The organism is Labrenzia sp. PHM005 (assembly GCF_006517275.1).
Lineage (GTDB): Bacteria > Pseudomonadota > Alphaproteobacteria > Rhizobiales > Stappiaceae > Roseibium.
The window spans coordinates 5,309,003-5,324,000 of the sequence record NZ_CP041191.1 but is presented as its reverse complement, the minus strand read 5'-3'; the positions used below and the strand labels follow the sequence as shown (position 1 = coordinate 5,324,000).

Annotated in this window: 11 protein-coding genes; 6 read left to right on the top strand and 5 right to left on the bottom strand. The window is 54.6% G+C overall.

Translation table 11 applies throughout. The features are described from left to right. Positions 1-47: 47 nt before the first annotated feature. The 3 genes from rpe to FJ695_RS24100 form a co-directional block, all read right to left on the bottom strand. Positions 48-719 (bottom strand): ribulose-phosphate 3-epimerase, encoded by a 672-nt coding sequence (gene rpe / locus FJ695_RS24110; protein ID WP_141187818.1) that lies wholly within the window; start codon positions 717-719, stop codon positions 48-50. 112 nt (positions 720-831) lie between these two features. Beyond that, positions 832-1,569 carry a DUF2259 domain-containing protein gene (locus FJ695_RS24105; RefSeq protein ID WP_141187817.1) on the bottom strand — a complete coding sequence of 246 codons (738 nt, stop codon included), beginning with the start codon at positions 1,567-1,569 and terminating at the stop codon, positions 832-834. Positions 1,570-1,620: 51 nt separating this feature from the next. Further along, complete coding sequence (locus FJ695_RS24100; protein WP_209010800.1) at positions 1,621-2,595, bottom strand: Na+-dependent transporter; 975 nt, start codon at positions 2,593-2,595, stop codon at positions 1,621-1,623. A 111-nt stretch (positions 2,596-2,706) separates the two neighbouring features. Here FJ695_RS24100 and FJ695_RS24095 point away from each other — a divergent pair, with 111 nt between their 5' ends. From FJ695_RS24095 to FJ695_RS24085, 3 genes are all read left to right on the top strand, one after another. Continuing rightward, on the top strand, positions 2,707-3,972 hold the full coding sequence (locus FJ695_RS24095; RefSeq protein WP_141187816.1) for an FAD-binding oxidoreductase: 1,266 nt from the start codon (positions 2,707-2,709) through the stop codon (positions 3,970-3,972). A 188-nt stretch (positions 3,973-4,160) separates the two neighbouring features. Next, a complete protein-coding gene (locus FJ695_RS24090; protein WP_141187815.1) occupies positions 4,161-4,469 on the top strand; it encodes a PepSY domain-containing protein in 309 nt (102 codons plus the stop codon). A 206-nt stretch (positions 4,470-4,675) separates the two neighbouring features. Then, positions 4,676-5,191 carry a helix-turn-helix transcriptional regulator gene (locus FJ695_RS24085; protein WP_141187814.1) on the top strand — a complete coding sequence of 172 codons (516 nt, stop codon included), beginning with the start codon at positions 4,676-4,678 and terminating at the stop codon, positions 5,189-5,191. Between the two features lie 279 nt (positions 5,192-5,470). Here FJ695_RS24085 and FJ695_RS24080 read toward each other — a convergent pair whose 3' ends face one another. Further along, the gene (locus FJ695_RS24080; RefSeq protein WP_141187813.1) at positions 5,471-6,235 is read right to left on the bottom strand and encodes an ABC transporter substrate-binding protein; all 765 of its coding nucleotides are present in this window, start codon (positions 6,233-6,235) and stop codon (positions 5,471-5,473) included. Between the two features lie 86 nt (positions 6,236-6,321). Further along, entirely contained in the window at positions 6,322-6,801 is a 480-nt protein-coding gene (locus FJ695_RS24075) for an Lrp/AsnC family transcriptional regulator (RefSeq protein WP_141187812.1), read from the bottom strand. A 145-nt stretch (positions 6,802-6,946) separates the two neighbouring features. Between FJ695_RS24075 and FJ695_RS24070 the strand changes: the two genes are divergently transcribed. The 3 genes from FJ695_RS24070 to FJ695_RS24055 all read left to right on the top strand — a co-directional run bounded on the left by FJ695_RS24070 (position 6,947) and on the right by FJ695_RS24055 (position 14,918). After that, positions 6,947-10,468, top strand: coding sequence for an indolepyruvate ferredoxin oxidoreductase family protein (locus tag FJ695_RS24070; protein ID WP_141187811.1), 3,522 nt, complete (start codon positions 6,947-6,949; stop codon positions 10,466-10,468). 813 nt (positions 10,469-11,281) lie between these two features. Beyond that, the gene (locus FJ695_RS24060) at positions 11,282-12,367 is read left to right on the top strand and encodes a DUF2336 domain-containing protein (RefSeq protein ID WP_141187809.1); all 1,086 of its coding nucleotides are present in this window, start codon (positions 11,282-11,284) and stop codon (positions 12,365-12,367) included. Between the two features lie 157 nt (positions 12,368-12,524). Continuing rightward, a complete protein-coding gene (locus FJ695_RS24055) occupies positions 12,525-14,918 on the top strand; it encodes a mechanosensitive ion channel family protein (protein ID WP_209010799.1) in 2,394 nt (797 codons plus the stop codon). The last annotated feature ends 80 nt before the right edge of the window (positions 14,919-14,998 follow it).

The following is a 14,998-nucleotide window of genomic DNA, read 5'->3' as shown; positions in this document are numbered from 1 at the left end:
TGTGTCCGCTTTATGCCGCGCGATAGCGTCGAACAGAGGCCGTTGGATTAGGCCGTTTCGGCTGCCGACCGGATGGCATCAATATTCGCCTTGTAGGCGTCCTGCGTGCCGCCTTTGAAGACTGCAGATCCGGCGACAAGAACATTCGCGCCCGCTTTTGCAACCAGCGGCGCAGTTTCCGGTGTTACGCCGCCGTCAATTTCCAGATCGATCGGACGGTCACCAATCATCTGTTTGATGCGCGCGGTTTTCTCAACCATTGCTTCAATGAACTTCTGGCCGCCAAAACCCGGGTTCACGGTCATGACCAGGATCAGATCGAGCCGGTCCATGACATATTCAAGAACACTTTCCGGCGTGGCCGGGTTGAGTGATACGCCGGCCTTTTTACCGAGGGCGCGGATCGCCTGAAGCGAGCGGTCCAGATGCGTGGTTGCTTCGGCATGCACGGTGATGATGTCCGACCCGGCTTTGGCGAAAGCCTCCAGATAAGGATCACACGGTTCGATCATCAAATGGGTGTCGAAGATCTTGTCCGTATGCGGTCGCATTTTCGCGATTACATCAGGGCCGAAGGTGATGTTGGGAACAAAATGGCCGTCCATCACATCCAGGTGGATCCAGTCGGCGCCGGCGTCCACGACGTCGCGGACTTCTTGGCCGAGTTTGGAAAAATCGGAAGCAAGAACGGACGGGGCAATTTTTATCTCGCGCGGCATGTCGGGTCTCCTGAAGGCGGGATGAGCGCCGGTCATCTGGTGTTGGCGCCGCGCTAGCACGTGTCTGCCAAACCGGCAAGTCAGGAAACAGGACCCTAATCGGTTTATATGTTCAAAGCCTGCCGGTAATTGCCAGAAAGCGACCGTCCGGTCCTTCAAAGCCATGTGTGGCCAGGTGAACAAGAACTGCAATCACAGGCGGCTGCCGGTCCGGGAAAAAGCTGATCACACGACCGATCCGGTAGCCCGTCGCGCACCCTCTGCTCTTGGGGAGCGTTTTGTCCAAATGCCGGACGCGGGCTTCACCGCCATAAATTGTGTTGAGCTGAAATCCTTTGGTGGCAGCGCCAAAACCGGCGCAGGTTTCATCAGGCAGCGGATATTCCATCAGCTGCACTTCCATCGGGTCGTCTGCTGGTGGAACAATGTGGCGGAGATTAACTTTCATGTTGAAAGGGTTGGCCGATAGTTCCGTAACCGGATTGCTGCCGACGGTCTGACCGTGGCCCGCAATTCCTTTGGAGGTCAGCAGCGGCTCCGCAGCTGCCCGATTGGCGGATCGCATGGTTCTCAAAAGGGTTGCGGGATCGAAGCCGTTGGCGTCGTCAACGTCGTCGCGGCGGCGGAACGGCGAGGGGCTCACCCATTTGTCTGCATGAACGTCGATGACGAAGATCTCGGAATATGGAAATCCGGACCCATCCTGAATGCCGAATTGTTCAAAGGCAAAATAACGGCCATCACCGGAAAAACCGAGAATTTCCAGTCGCGCCTCGTCACCTGCCGAAGCCGGTAGGGTCGATAGGGCCAAAATACCCCAAAGAGCTGCGGCAATTTGAAACCAGCGCATGATCATCCTCCCTATGAACCAGAAGAAGACTATCCTTGCACACACGAGCTGTCAGGTCTGCTGTGACGCAGTTTTCAGATTTAGGCGGCAGAACCAGCGGACATAGGGTTTTAGGATCATCGGCAGCATATATATTGGGAACTGGCCGACAGCGAACCAGAGCCAGGTCAGTTCTGGCAATGTGCCGCCGAAGGCAGCCACCATCAATCCCATGTTTCGGGTGCCGCAGGTGTGGGCAATGGCATAAGCATCTTCGCGGTTGGCGGGCGAAAACAAGGCCAGCGTAACCCCGATCTGAACAAATGCCAGACAGAAGGTGAGGGCCGTTAGACCTAAGGTAAAGACTGGATTGTCGGCGAAGCTTGCCGCAACACCATCCATGGCAGCGATGGCGAAGACCAGCAACAAAAGAACGTTGAACCCGCTGATCAAATTGGCGCCGTGCGCGATCCGGTCCTGGCCTGCAATCCGGCGAATGATCAGCGCCACGAAAAGCGCGCCTGCCAAGAGCAGCGAGAGTTTTACCGCAAGGCCGCTGATGCTGAGCGGCAAGGCTTCACCAAGCATCAGCTCGCCAATAAAAGGAGCACTGAGCGGTGTGACGATCATTGCGGCCACCGAGAGCGCCAAACTCAAGGTTCCGTCCAGTCCCAGAAGATACAGGAATGCCGGCGCTGCCAAAACAGGCGGCGCGGCGGTCGCAATGTATAGCGCCAGCACCATTTCCGGGCCGAGGACGTCTGGACCAATCATCGAAATTCCGGCGAAGGCGATCAGCGGAACCCCGAGCATCATCCACAAAAGAGCAGCAATTAGCAGTGTGGGACGCTTGAGCCTCAACTTGATCGCCGCCGTATCGACCCGCAAGAAAGCAAGGACGAGCAAACTGAAGACTGAGACGCCAAGATAGGGGCGCAAGTGCTCCGACAGTGCGGGCAGGGCCATCCCAATGAAGATACTCACAGCCAAGGCGGCCGTTCCATGGCGGCCGACCCATGCCACAGCTACCGCGAGCATCCGAATCATTTAAACTTAACTCCTGAAAATTCGCGTCTGGGCAGACACTTGCGGATCATTTTTATGCGAACTGCCCGCACTTGCCAATCTTGATCGCGGTTTGGCGCCGCTCAGTGGACTATGACTGCACAGAAATCGACGCAGACATTTGATGTGATGGTGTTGGGGGCTGGGATCGTGGGTGTCTCAACTGCCGCGCATTTGCGTCGCCTTGGTTTGGATGTCGCGTTGATCGATCGAAAACATCCAGGGCAAGAAGCATCCGCCGGTAATGCAGGTGTCATTCAACACAACGGGTTTCTGCCCTTTGGGTTGCCGAAGGATCCGATGGGGTTCCTCAGGTCGTCCTTCAATTTGGGCGGGCCCTTTTCCTATCGGCCGCTCACTCTGATCCGCATGCTGCCCTGGATCCGCAAATACATCCAGTCAAGTTATGGAGAAGCCGCCGAGGCCTATTGCAAAGCGATCATGCCGCTGCGGACCCTGGCCGTGCAATCCCACTTGGAACTGGCGGAAGCCTCCAATGCCGGGAGGTTTTACAGGAAGGGTGGTTGGATTCATCTCTTTCGTGGCCAGACAAGTTTTGATGCCGGTGACCTGGAGCGCTATTACGCGCGTATATATGGCGTCGACTACCGGGAAATGGATGGTGAAGCCGTCAAGGCGCTGGAACCCGGCCTTATTGTGTCGGGCATACGGGCTGTTCATTGGACTGAAAGCCGGTCGGTCTCCAATCCGGCAGCCGTCGTCGACGCCTTCTGGCGGGGATACATCCGCGATGGCGGGCAGTATTTTCGGGCGGATGCGAAAAAGACGATCCGCAAGCGGGGCGGCTGGTCTCTTGAAGGTGAGCGCGGACCGATTTTTGCGCGGCACGCGGTTGTGTGTCTGGGCGCCTGGTCGATGGATGTCTTGAAGAAGTTCGGCGAGCGCTATCCTCTTGCGGTCAAGCGCGGCTATCACATGCATTATCGGCCGCTATCGGGTGCATCAATATCCCGTCCGATTGTTGATATTGATAATGGGTTCGCGCTGACACCCACCGACTTCGGCATCAGATTGACGACAGGGGTCGAACTGGCTGGCCGGGATGCCCCGCCCAATCCGCAGATCGTCAAGCTCGTCAAACGCAGGGCGGAAGAAATCATTCCTCTTGGACGGGCTTTGCAAGACGAACCTTGGCTCGGCAGCCGGCCGTGTGTGCCAGATTCCTTACCGATAATCGGTCCGTCGCCGACGATAAAAGGTTTGTGGTTGAATTTTGCTCACGGTCACGACGGGTTCACCTTGGGACCCGTTTCCGGGCGGGTGATTGCGGAACTCCTGACTGGAAAAACACCCTGTGCCGATGTGTCCGGCGTGTCCCCCGTGCGTTTTCAAGAGTGAACCCGCGGACAAGCAAAACTTCTATAAACCTTGCTTTAGGTGGCCAAAAGCTTGTCTAAACCTTGGTTTATGGACGGGTCGATAAGCCTTAGGGTGATGGTTTGAGGTGGGGTCCTGCCACCAAATGAAGTCAAGCCAGCCGCAAAACAGCTGGCCAACTGACCTCCAACAATCACAGGACAACTCCAATGACGACTTTTATCAAGCACACAGCAGTAACGGTATTTGCAAGTGCCATCGGTTTGGCTGGGGCGGGCGCGGCGCTTGCTGCAGTCACCCTGGGTGACGACCTGGGTACAACAGAAGAGGAAGTCCGCGCTGCCTTGACCTCTCAGGGCTACACAATCACCGAAATTGAAACTGAAGGCGGCGAACTGGAAGCAGAAGTTGTTTTGGATGGCCAGGAGATGGAAATCGTGATCGACACCACGTCGGGTCTGGTTCTGGAAATGGAACTGGAAGATGGGGCCGACAGTGACGAAGACGACGACGATTAACATCTAGTCTGGCTAACCCCGGCTGGCACCGCCTGCGGAGCTCCCCGGCTCCCGCCAGCCGGGGAACATAAAATGGCTGTAAAGAACGGGCCGCCCAATCTGATACGGTTCTCGATGATTTCCGCCTATGTTAGATAGGTCTTGGCATGCGCTACGGTGGTGCAACCGACACCGCATCAACAAACATTACAGAACAACGGATAGCTATGCAGCCCATCACAAACTGGAAAGTCATTGCCCCTTGGGCGCTCTTCAGCCTCCAAGCCATCTGTGTTTCGTTCATCGTGACAGAGGAAGTCGCCGGCGCTCTTTTGGGAGAACAGGCAATTGGCATTCTGGAAAGCAATATTCTGGAGTATTTGATCCTCACCGCTTTGGTGGTCGGATTGATCGCATCTGGTTTTGAAATCCGGAAAAACATCACTCGTCAGAAACGGATGGAGCAGCAGGTCAAAGTGGCATCCGGCGCATTTGCCAAGCTTCTGGAAGAACACTTTGAAATCTGGAAACTCACGCCGTCGGAGGCGGATGTGGCCCTGTTGGCGCTTAAAGGGTTTTCTATTGCCGAAATTGCGTCTTATCGCGAAACCGCTGAGGGAACCGTCAAGGCGCAATGCAATGCGATCTATCGGAAGGCCGGTGTGTCAGGACGCCCGCAGCTTCTATCCTTGTTTATCGATGAGCTCTTGGGCGGGATCGTTCAGCCCTCACCGGTTCATTGAAGAGGCGCAGCAGGTTAGGGTCAGGACCCATTAATTTGTTTGAAATGGTAGGAAGGAATTTGTTCGGATACGAGACGCAAATCTGCAGGAAACCGTCCGGTTTCCAAAGGGTTGCAACGACGTTGCCGGGCAAATTCATCCTATCTTGAAAAGACATGAAAACGGCTTCGATCTGCGGCGTCTAACCGTTCAACCGGGCAGAAGCCCGCTTTTTACGTTTTTCCTTGCAGCTCATCGCCGTTTGCCGTGCCATTCCAATCAAATTAATGGATCCTGACCCTAACTTGATGATCCGATATAGCGCTGTTTCACCTTGTCAATCGTCCCGTCTTCTATAAGTTGCCGGATAATGCGGTCGTAATTGGCTTTGAGCCGCGCCATCTCCGGGTGGGCCGAGGTTTTTGAGAACACATTGAAATAGGCTTTGGACTTCATCGGTTTTGGCAAGAAGGAAATCTGATCGCGATAGCCGCCAATTTGCGCCCGGTAGAGCGTTGCAATTGTGTTCAGCGGGACGGCGTCTATCCGGCCAGCAAGAAGCTTGTTCATCTGCAACGAGTTTTCGGCTTCAAGGTCAAGTTGAAGGCCGGCATTCCAAAATTCCTCTGTATAGGAAATGCCCTGTGTTGCCCCAATTCTGAGGTGCTTTAGATCATCCAGGGTGGTGTAGGTGAATTTGCCCTGATCCGCCGAGCGGATGAAGAAATTCCAGTTGAGATCGACATAGGATTCTTCGGGGTATTCGAGATAAACCTGCCGGGCCTCGTTTTTCGAATACAGCAGCAGCATGTCTATGCGGCCGGCCTTTGCCTCGATCTGCAGCCGCTTGTCCGATTTTATCAACCGGACTTGGTAATCAATTTCGAGGCGGTCAAGCACTGTGCGCATTATCTCAATATCAATGCCTTGAAGCTGGCCGTCTTGCTCGAACTTAAAAGGTGCTTGGGGATTGGCAGCCAGTATCAACGGCTGGCATTGAGCCGCGGTTGCCCAAACCGCCGCTGCAAGGAAATACAAGCCTGCCAGCCAGCTTTTGCGCTGCATTAATTGTCTCCATGACCGCAAACTATAGCTACCCTAAGCCGTGCGGATCCTCTCACAGAAACGGAAAGATACCATAAACCTTGATATCAGCTCTCTCTGAGGGGCAAAGCGGCGGTGTCTTTTACTGTGTTGACGACAATGCGTGACTGGACGTCGGAAACCAGTGTATTATCAAGCAGTTTCAGGCGCAGGAAGTTGTCGTAGGTTTTTATATCGTCCGTTACGACCTTGATTAGGTAATCGACAGCCCCAGTGATACGTTCACAAATGACGACTTCCGGCCAATGGTGAACGAGCTTGTCAAATGTTTCCATGTTCTCGCGGCTGGGAACGGCGAGTTTGACAAAGGAATAAGCAACAAATCCCAAGCCGACCGCTTCGCGGTCGATGATAGCGGTGATTTGTTTGATGATGCCTTGTTCTTTCAGACGTTTGATGCGCCGCCAGCAAGGGGTCTGACTCATGCCGGCTTCTTTGGCGACTTCCGCGATGGATAACGAAGCGTCCCGTTGCAGAACTCGTAATACGCGAATGTCGGATGGGTCGAGAAGATATTTTTCGGTCATTGGGTATAAACGGGATATTTTATGCTGCCTAGTGACGAATTAGTGTGACGATAGCACAGAAATTGCCTTTGGAAAGAACGATATTACTCTTAAGTGGTAGGCCCGGGCGCAATGGGCCGCTTTCGGCGTAGGAGGAGAATGTCGAATGAATGTGCACGTGTCCAATGTCAGCCTTGAAGATAAGTACACCGCAACGGAAGGCCGCGTCTACTTAACCGGCATTCAGGCGCTTGTCCGGCTGCTGTTGGACCGGGCACGTTTGGACCGGCAAGCCGGGTTGAAAACCGGCGGATTTGTTTCGGGTTACCGTGGATCGCCGCTGGCTGGGTACGACACCGAAATGGGCCGGGCGAGCCGTCATCTCAAATTGAGTGATGTCGTCTTCAAGCCGGGTGTTAACGAGGAACTCGGCGCGACGGCCGTTTGGGGCAGTCAGAAGTTGCGCGGTGAGGGCGGCGTTGGCCGTCCGACAGATTATGACGGTGTGTTTGGAGTTTGGTACGGCAAGGCCCCAGGTGTCGACCGGGCAGGTGATGCGTTACGCCAGGCAAATGCATCTGGAACCGACCGCAACGGTGGCGTCCTAGCTCTTGCCGGTGATGATCATCTTGCAAAGTCCTCGATATTGCCGGCGCAAAGCGAATTCTTCTTCGAGCATGCGGAAATTCCGGTTCTCAATCCGGCCGATATCCAGGATGTGCTCGATTATGGTCTGCACGGTTTAGAGATGTCCCGCTTCACCAGCCTGTGGAGCGCTTTGATTTGTGTTGCCGATACAATGGATGCGTCTGCGACCATCAATGTTTCTCCGGACCGGCTCCGGCTGGTGCGGCCACTGGATGGTGATCCGCGCAAGGATTATCATCAAAACCGCGACCTTCTTCTTGGCAATCGGCTCGAAACTGAGCGTCTTGTGCGTGAACTGCGGATCCCAGCAGCGCAAGCATATGTCAGGACCAACGGGCTCGACCGGGTTACCTTTGGCACGCGCCGGAACGCGAAACTCGGCATTGTCTCGACAGGCAAAGCCTACCGGGATCTTTTACAGGCTCTCGACTTGATGGGCCTTACAGAAGAAAAAGCAAAAGCGCTGGGCCTAGGCATTTACAAGGTTGCACTCACCTGGCCAATGGAACCGCTTGGCTTGAGGGAATTTGCCCGTGGCGCTGAAAAACTGCTGATCGTTGAGCACAAGCGGGCCTTCATGGAGCCGCAGATCAAGGAAATCTCCTACCATTGGCCGGACATGAGCCGGCCGGAGATCTGGGGCAAACGCCGGCCGGATGGTGCACCGTTCCTGACGGATGTTCTAGAAATCTCCGTGGCAGAACTGATCGAAGGTTTGATGAAGTGGTTGCCGGCGGAGGCCATCACCGAAGAAATGCGGTCTGTGGCCGCACGCATGACCAAACAGGCTATGTGGGCCCAAGGTCATGCTGAACGGGCGTCACGCATTCCATATTTCTGCTCCGGGTGTCCGCATTCCACATCTACGAAAACGCCGGAAGGGTCCCGCTCCATGCCAGGGATCGGCTGCCACGCCATGACGGAAATGGCCGGCCGGACCACCGAAGGTCAAATCCAGATGGGCGGCGAAGGTGTGCTTTGGATCGGTCAACAGCCGTTTTCTGGCGACAGCCACGTCTTTGCAAATGTCGGCGACGGAACGTATTTCCACTCCGGCATTCTGGCGATCCGGCAGTCGATTGCCGCGAATGTGTCGATTACCTACAAGATCTTGTTTAACGATGCGGTCGCCATGACCGGCGGCCAAAAGCATGACGGCCAGCTGAGCGTTCCACAAATCACCCGCCAGCTGGAAGCTGAAGGGGTTGAACGCATCGCTATTGTTTCGGAAAACCCGGAAGCCTTTGGCTCCTGGGTGCCGATCGCTACGGGAACCAAGATCCATCACCGCGATGAGTTGATGGATGTTCAGGAGGAACTGCAGAAGTTCAACGGCGTTTCGGTGATCGTCTACGATCAAACTTGTGCCGCAGAAAAACGCCGCCGCCGCAAACGGGGCCTTTATCCGGACCCAGATCAGCGCCTGTTTATCAATGATCGCGTCTGTGAAGGCTGTGGCGATTGTTCTGTTCAATCCAACTGCCTGTCCGTTGAGCCTCTGGCGACACCGTTTGGCGAAAAACGGGTGATCAATCAGTCGAGCTGCAACAAGGACTTTTCCTGTATCAAAGGTTTTTGCCCATCCTTTGTCGAAATTGATGGCGCAGCTCTGAAAAAGCCGAAAAAAGCCGACGTCGACATCAATGCCTTGGTCGCAAACCTTCAAGATCCGGTTCTGCCGTCTCTGGAACGCACGCAAAATGCCCTGGTTGCTGGCATCGGAGGCATGGGTGTCACCACCATCAGTGCGGTTCTTGCAATGGCTGCACACATCGACGGCAAACAGGCCTCGACTTTGGATATGACCGGCCTGGCGCAAAAGGGCGGCCCCGTTACGTCGCATGTCCGGTTTGCCGATAGCGGCAAGGCAATTGAGGGGCCTCGGGTTCCAGCGGCCAGCCTTGATCTGTTGATAGCCAGCGACATGGTGGTTGCAACCAACGCAGAGCAGCTTGCGCTTGCTCATCGCGGCAACATGGTCACAGTTGCGAATACAAAAGTCGCCCCAACGGCTGAATTCGTCCTGAAACAAACCTTGTCGTTTGATGAAATCAAGATGGACACCGCTCTCAAGGAAGCCTCAGCCACCTATCTCGCGATGGACGCGGCAGGGATTGCAGAGAAACTGTTGGGTGATGCGATCTTCGCCAACATGCTGCTTGTCGGTATGGCATATCAGGCTGGCGCTTTGCCTGTTTCCGGGGATGCGATTGAAACCTCTCTGGAACTCAATGGCGCGGCCGTCGCCGGCAATATCAAAGCATTCCGGGCCGGGCGGGTGTTGGCGGAAAATGCAGAGCTGCTGCTCAAGGCGCTGCCAGCTTCAGAAAAACCCCGGGAATTCACCTTGGATGAGAAGATCGCGTTTAACGCGGAGGAGCTGGTCAAATACCAAGATGACGCCTATGCCTCCCGATATCGGGATCTGGTGGCGAAAATCAAAGCTGCAGACGAGGCCCATGGCCCGGGCCCGATGCGCCTGACATGGACAGTTGCTGACCAGCTATACAAGGTAATGGCTTATAAGGATGAGTATGAGGTTGCCCGGCTTTATTCCGATCCTGCTTTTAAAGAGAAAATTGCACAGCGGTTCGAAAACCCGAAAAAGTTAAAGGTACACCTGGCACCTCCCATGCTGGCTCATCGCATGGATCCAAAGACCGGTCGTCCAGAGAAAATGGCGTTTGGTCCGTGGATTTTCTCCGCCTTCAAAGTGCTGGCCGGGTTTAAGGGGGCTCGCGGGAAGTGGTACGACCCGTTTGGCCGGACCGCCGAGCGGACAGCGGAGCGGGCTTTGATCGCGCAATATGAAAGGGATATCGCGGATATCTTGAACCGCTTGTCCAAGGGCAACTATGGCCTGCTTGTCGAACTGGCCCGGGTGCCGGACCTGATCCGGGGCTACGGTCCTGTTAAAGAAGCCAATCTGGAAAAAGCCTCCGACAAGCGCCGCGTTCTGCTGGAACAGCTCAACAAACGCGAGGACGGCGGCAACGACGGTGATGCGCGGAGCGCCGAGTACCTGCAAGCCGCCGAATAACAGACTTCATTCGCTGACCGATCAAAAAAGAACCGGCGCGTAACTGCGCCGGTATTTCTTTATGTAGCGGGGCTTATTTATCGATCAAAGGGAAAGTTTGAGTGCCTCCGCCGTCTGCTTTCTTCGCGGATCTGCAACCCATAATCTGACAAAACGTCTTTGAGAATCTGATCCGGCATTTTGTCGAGGGAGCGTCTGGACCTGCGTGCGCGCCAGTATCCACCTATTTGGCGAAGGATATTCTGCCCCGGCCATTGAGTTTTCCGGCGTGTTTGAGAAATGGGGAACTTCAAGATCATCACTGCCTCCAATTTAAAAAGAAATATCTTATTAAATTGGAGGCAGTGGCTATGATGTCAATAAAGAAAGAAAAAATTATTTAATAGGAAGGTGTGGTTTCAGGCTGGCGAAAGGCGGATGCCCCAAGGTTCATTCATTAAACAGCCTGTCTTGCCTCACTTGGACGTAGGGAAAACGTGAGCTTTGAGGTTGGAAAGGCCGGTTTTGTAAACGGTTCTACTAACCTGCAGCCAATTTCGAGCCTATATTTGCGGTCGAAATGGCAGATCTCCAAAAAAATATTCGCATATTCTCAAGCTGGTATTATTGCTGAAGAGACGGAAAAAAAGCCAAAGAAATTGAATGAAAACAAAATCCTATAGAGGATGTGGCAAATATACATAGAATTCTAGGCAAAATTTATAAAAACACGATTACATTCTCCAAATACCTGTTTCTGTCTTCTTTAAATCTCCCCCTCATCTTCGGTACCAGAGCCGCCGAACGGCAACCAATCTTGAACTGGTAACGACAATGAGTGAAGCGTTGAAAACAGAACTGGTGAACTTCTCGGAGCTGACCGGGGAAGCGGGTAGCGCCCGGCGGGCAGAATTAGCCCGTCATGTGGCGACGCTCTTTGCGTTGACTTCAGACAGATGCTCAGACGAGCAAGTCGATATCTACGATTCAGTGTTGCTGCGATTGGTAGATATGGTCGAAGCTGAAGTTCGCCGGTTCGTAGCCGAACAAATGAGCACGTTACGGCGCGGCCCAGAGGAAACAATCCGGCGGCTGGCCAATGACGTGATTGAGGTTTCTGAGCCGATCCTGGTGTGCTCAACCGTTTTGCGGGATGCCGATTTGATGGCCATTGCAGAAAAGCAAGGCAATGATCACCGGTTTGCAATCGCGCAACGGGAAGTGTTGTCAGAAGACGTGACCGACATCCTGGTGCGTCAGGGTGATCTGAAGGTAAAACGGAAAATCGCCGGTAATGAGGGCGCAAGCCTATCGACCTCTTCGGTTGAATTGTTGATTTCCGATTCTGCTTCCGACGCAACGCTTCAGTTGAGCTTAAGTGATCGTGGAGACCTCGCCGAGGCGCAGATTTCTAGCCTGATCTCTATTGCGAGCGAAGAAGTCCGGAAAAAACTGCAGGCCTCTGGCCGCAACAGCGAAGCTGAGAAATTGAATGAAGCGGCCGATATCGCAGCTCGCCGCATGTCCAACCAGTACTGGCTTGGACGCTATGATTTCGAAACTGCCCGCAGCCGCGTATTGCTTCTTGCCAAAAAAGGCATGGTGAATGAGGCCTCTCTCCGCCGCTTTGCCTCTGAAGACCGCTTCGCCGAAGCTGTTGCGACGTTTGCTTGGCTGGTCCGCTGCGGCGTTGAAGTTGCAAGCCATTGGATGGTGCGCCCTGATCCGGAGCCCTTTGTAATCCTGGCCAAAGCGTCCGGTTTCTCGGCGATCACAGTCAGATCCTTGCTGGCAATCGGCCCATGGCGCCACCGCCTGACACCGGAAGCTCGCAGCGACGCGATGCGGCTTTTCGAAGGCATGACCGCTGGAGAGGCCAAGCGTAAAGTCGCTCATTGGAGCTACAATGTCTTAAACTGATCCCTGCTGGCACATTGTGCGTGACCTGCTAGCCCGGCCTTTGTGCCGGGCTTTTTTTGTTTAGTTCTTTGTTCGGCAGGTAAGTGCCTTTTTTCCCTAGAGGAACCGTGCTTTACAGAATGAACCCGATTCTGAAACAAGGCAGCACGGTATGAGAATGCGCAATCCACTCAGACATCTCCTGAGAGCTCAACAAGGTGCGGTGGTGATCGAGCGTTTGTGCCGGCTGCCTATGTTGTCATTCTTGGTCCTCGGGCTTTTGGTGGTCGGGGCTGCGGATATGCAACAGGCCCACGCGCAAGGCGCGGCGAGCCTTCTATCCAAAGTCACATCCGGTGCCGGTGACGGAGATGCGGCGGGGTCAAACTCTGTAGAAGCGCAGTCAGAGACCCTCGCCAGCGAAGAAGCTGAAGCTGGCGGCGAGATGATGGAAACCATGGATGAGTTCGCCGACGAAGCGATCCGAGCCAGGGACATCTTGAAGTCAATTGTTCAAAAAATTCCGACCATTCAAGACGCTATGGTCGAAACCCTAGAGGATCAAGGGGGCGATCGGGGGCTGAGCTGGATTGCTGCCGCGCTGATCGATGTGGTGATCGCTGTTCTTTTTGGCCTTGCCGCATCGACCCTGCTCGCCCGTTGGGGACGTCGGCAATTCGCCAGCATGTACAAACCTGATGTCTATACCCGCTCGGACAAGATCATTTACCTCTATTTGCGGGCTATTTTGATGATCGTTGGGGTTGGCCTTTATTTCATCGTGGCCACCCTCGTTTACCTGCTGATCGGAACCGGGCTGGAAGCTGCCAATGAGACGGCGCTGGTTGTTTTCAGCATGAGTTCGGCCTTCATGATTCTTCGGATCATATGGATGAATGTGTTGGCGCCTGACGCTGAGAGCCACAGGTTGGTGGCGCTCTCCAATACAGAGGCGAAGGGCCTTTACCGGTTTCTCTTGATCGGCAGTGGCGTGTCGATCATTGCATTTGCATTCTGTCTCTGGATGGAACGGCTCGGGCTCCCGCAGGACATTCACAAAATGGCTCTGATCGGAGCATCCGCAGTATCTATGCTCCTTTTGAGCGCGATCGCGGTTGCTTACCGTAAGGTTGTCGCCCGCTTGATCCGGGGCCAGAACGAAGAACAGCCAACCATGTGGCGGCGGGTGCTGGCCTCCGTCTGGCACTTGGTTGCGGTGATCTATTTTGTGATTGCCTGGGCGATTTCGGCGTTGCGGATCTTGTTGGATTTGCCGGCCGCCACCGGCCTGGTTGCTGCGCCAATTCAAGTCCTTCTTGTTGCTGCTGTGGCCTATGGGCTGCTTATTCTGCTAATCGACCGGATCCTGTTGCCGCGCCTCGATACGGCGAAGATTGAGGCTGAGATTGCGGAAGACATTCAGCGGGCGGAAGAAAGCGAGGGTGTCGAACAGGATGCGGACAGTGCTCGTGCGCAAGCCCATGCCGAGGCCGCCGACAGGGAAGCGGAACGTTCCCCGTTCCGGGCCTTGCTTGATCGTGGTGCGGCGATCCTGGTTATTTTCGGCGCGCTCGATCTTTTGACGTCTTTGTGGGGCCTGAGCATGGCAGGTAGTGGGTCCATGATCGGGTCCTTTGTTGAGGTTCTTCTGGTGGTGTTCCTCGGCTACATGGCCTACGAGGCAGTCAAAATCCTGATCGACCGGCAGATTGCTAAGGAATCTCCAGCAGAAAATGACGAAGAGGTGGAAATTGGCGGGACCGGAGAAAGCCGGATCTCAACACTTCTACCGATCTTCCGGAATTTCCTGCTGATCACCATCGTCGTCATTGCGGCCATGGTGGTCTTGGCCGAACTTGGTGTGAATATTGCCCCACTCTTCGCCGGTGCTGGTGTGGTTGGCCTGGCCATCGGTTTTGGTGCCCAGACACTGATCCGGGATATTTTCTCCGGGGCGTTCTATCTGATCGACGATGCGTTCCGCAAAGGCGAATACATCGATATTGGATCCGCCAAAGGCACGGTCGAAAAGATTTCGATCCGCTCTATGCAGTTGCGCCATCACCGTGGGGCGCTGACCACCATTCCCTTCGGTGAAATCCAGGTCGTGGAAAACTTTTCCCGCGACTGGGCAATGATGAAGCTCGCCTTCCGGGTAACGTACGACACGGATGTCGAAAAAATGCGCAAGATCATCAAGAAGTACGGTCAACGGCTTATGGAGGACGAAGAATACGGTCCGATGTTCCTGCAGCCGTTGAAGTCGCAGGGCATTCTGTCGATGGAAGATTCTGCCATGGTCGCCCGGGTCAAGTTCATGACCAAACCCGGCAAGCAGTTCATTTTGCGTAAAGTGGTCTATGCCGGGCTGCAGGACCTCTTCCGCGAGAACGGAATTAAGTTCGCGCACCGCCAGGTCACCGTACATGTGGCATCCGATCAGGATGGTGAGAACGATGACAAGCTGAACAGCGATGCATTGGCAAAGGCTGCCGCTGCTGGTGCGGCAGCCTCAGGCATGATCGAAGCCGAAGACGCGCAGTCGGATCAAAATGGCGGAGAACAGATCTAACGTCCTCTTCACCAGCGATTCCCGAAGCACAAAGAACAGGGCTCTGCAGCGAAAGCTGCAGAGCCCTTTTTTCAGTCTCA

Bases quoted from the DNA above. Each gene is read 5' to 3' on its own strand.
- FJ695_RS24100 (WP_209010800.1), bottom strand. From the start codon at position 2,595: ATGATTCGGATGCTCGCGGTAGCTGTGGCATGGGTCGGCCGCCATGGA.
- FJ695_RS24085 (WP_141187814.1), top strand. From the start codon at position 4,676: ATGCAGCCCATCACAAACTGGAAAGTCATTGCCCCTTGGGCGCTCTTC.
- FJ695_RS24055 (WP_209010799.1), top strand. From the start codon at position 12,525: ATGCGCAATCCACTCAGACATCTCCTGAGAGCTCAACAAGGTGCGGTG.
- FJ695_RS24075 (WP_141187812.1), bottom strand. From the start codon at position 6,801: ATGACCGAAAAATATCTTCTCGACCCATCCGACATTCGCGTATTACGA.
- rpe (WP_141187818.1), bottom strand. From the start codon at position 719: ATGCCGCGCGAGATAAAAATTGCCCCGTCCGTTCTTGCTTCCGATTTT.
- FJ695_RS24060 (WP_141187809.1), top strand. From the start codon at position 11,282: ATGAGTGAAGCGTTGAAAACAGAACTGGTGAACTTCTCGGAGCTGACC.
- FJ695_RS24095 (WP_141187816.1), top strand. From the start codon at position 2,707: ATGACTGCACAGAAATCGACGCAGACATTTGATGTGATGGTGTTGGGG.
- FJ695_RS24070 (WP_141187811.1), top strand. From the start codon at position 6,947: ATGAATGTGCACGTGTCCAATGTCAGCCTTGAAGATAAGTACACCGCA.
- FJ695_RS24080 (WP_141187813.1), bottom strand. From the start codon at position 6,235: ATGCAGCGCAAAAGCTGGCTGGCAGGCTTGTATTTCCTTGCAGCGGCG.
- FJ695_RS24105 (WP_141187817.1), bottom strand. From the start codon at position 1,569: ATGCGCTGGTTTCAAATTGCCGCAGCTCTTTGGGGTATTTTGGCCCTA.
- FJ695_RS24090 (WP_141187815.1), top strand. From the start codon at position 4,161: ATGACGACTTTTATCAAGCACACAGCAGTAACGGTATTTGCAAGTGCC.